Annotated in this window: 1 protein-coding gene; it reads right to left on the bottom strand. The window is 44.9% G+C overall.

Going from position 1 to position 267, the window contains the following annotated elements; translation table 11 throughout:
* Positions 1-185 (bottom strand): hypothetical protein (locus QN399_RS26370; protein WP_330201949.1); only part of this gene is annotated, 185 nt, incomplete at its 3' end.
* Positions 186-267: the final 82 nt, after the last annotated feature.

Below are 267 nucleotides of genomic sequence, written 5' to 3'. Positions count from 1 at the left end.
ATCTCATCTCGCATGGTCCTGCCGTTGCAGGTGGCAGGGTCGAGGCCGACTTCCTCGTCGCGGTATAGGTACAGCCATAGCCAAATGTCATGACGATTGTTCGGTCGCCGCTCATTGAGCAATTGGGCCAGCTTATCGTGCCAATCATCGTTAAAGGAAGGCCCGTCCATCGCGGAACTTGTCATAGTCAATACCTATTATTAAGATTATTTATTAATACTAAGGCTATTACTTGATTGTAATTTTAATACGATTCTAGGTATATTC

It is taken from the genome of Pseudomonas sp. 10C3, from assembly GCF_036346185.1.
Lineage (GTDB): Bacteria > Pseudomonadota > Gammaproteobacteria > Pseudomonadales > Pseudomonadaceae > Aquipseudomonas.
The sequence above is the reverse complement of the archived record's forward strand: the minus strand, read 5'-3'. Positions and strand labels throughout refer to the sequence as shown.